The 1,262-nt window shown below is 62.7% G+C and carries 2 protein-coding genes; both read left to right on the forward strand.

Annotated elements, in window-relative coordinates:
• The first annotated feature begins 382 nt into the window (after nt 1–382).
• Nucleotides 383–856 carry a hypothetical protein gene (locus JCM9942_RS16255; RefSeq protein WP_054660894.1) on the forward strand — a complete coding sequence of 158 codons (474 nt, stop codon included), beginning with the start codon at nt 383–385 and terminating at the stop codon, nt 854–856.
• A 202-nt stretch (nt 857–1,058) separates the two neighbouring features.
• The coding region (locus JCM9942_RS19715) for a hypothetical protein (RefSeq protein WP_218185516.1) at nt 1,059–1,262 on the forward strand (204 nt) is incomplete at its 3' end.

A 1,262-nucleotide genomic window follows, 5' to 3' on the forward strand; every position in this document is an offset into this window, starting at 1 on the left:
CCCGCCTTCCAAGCCAACTCTCCCAACTCAATATCCTCCATACGCCCCCCTTAAGATGATCGTCCCTGCGAAATTCGACAGATTTAACCTATTCTGACTGAATCATGCACGGAAGTTCGATTGACAGAGCAAGCCGGCTCGGCTCCACCGCACGGGTGAGTCGAAACAATTGCGCGACTAATCAGATCGACCTCAATGGGGCGAAAGACCCCACTCAATCAACTACACACCAACGCGGGGTTTTCCTACAGAAAAACCATGACCGGGTGCGTGGTTTGCAACGGCGGGCTGATGCAGGCTTGACGCGCCCGGCCGAACGGTCGGGTCCACCTCGTTCGGGGCGGTTGCCGTCCCCATCCCTGATTCGCATAAGGACCATGCAATGACCACGACACAGAATCTGATTTCCCTCACCCTCACCGATGACCAGCTGCAGGCCGTGGACCAGGCGCTGAGTGATCTGGAGGCGCAGTTGACCGGACTGGTGGCGATGACCACGGCGCAGCGGCGCAAGCTGGCGCGGATGGGCGACAAGTCCGAGGCGTTCTGCCGGCAGACCTTGAGCATGCTGGCGCAGAACCCGCAGGTGGTGCCGGCCACCTTGAACGTGGCCGATGCGGTGTCCGATCTGCAGGCGCTGGACCGCCTGCGCCCGCGCATGCAACGCATCACCCGGCTGGCCGAACGGGCTTCGGATACCGAGATCGCGCTGGGCAGCGATGTGGTGCGCTGCGCGCTGGACGGTTACGCGATCCTGAAAGTGGCCGGGCGCAACCAGGGCCTGGAAGGGCTGCGCCGCGGATTGAGCAGCCGCTTTGCCAAGAGCGCGCGGGTGAACGAGTCCGAGCCGGCCTGAGTCATCGGCCCCGGCCGGGAAACCCTACCTTCCCGGTCGCCGCCCCACATGAGTAACCGTACCCAGCCGCCCTCGGGGCGGCTTTTTTGTGCCTGTCGCACCACCTACCGCGACCGTGCGTGGGCAACCGGCGCCGTTTACGTCCCAATCCGCACCTGCGCACAGCCCGAAAGGGCCTCGTTTTGAGACAGAAGTCTCATCGATGCCGAAAAAAGCGGCATCGTTGCCACTTCAAGTGCCATCGTTGCCCCAAAAAGGGGCAACGTTGCCGGTCAAAGTGGCATCGATGGCGAAAAAAGCGGCATCGCTGCCGTTTCAAGTGCCATCGATGCCCCTTTTGGTGCAAACGTGGCCCTCGCCGGCCAAAGTGAAGGCAACGCGGGGGCAGCGCTGCCCCGCCATGGTC

Source organism: Stenotrophomonas pictorum JCM 9942 (assembly GCF_001310775.1).
GTDB classification, from domain to species: domain Bacteria; phylum Pseudomonadota; class Gammaproteobacteria; order Xanthomonadales; family Xanthomonadaceae; genus Stenotrophomonas; species Stenotrophomonas pictorum.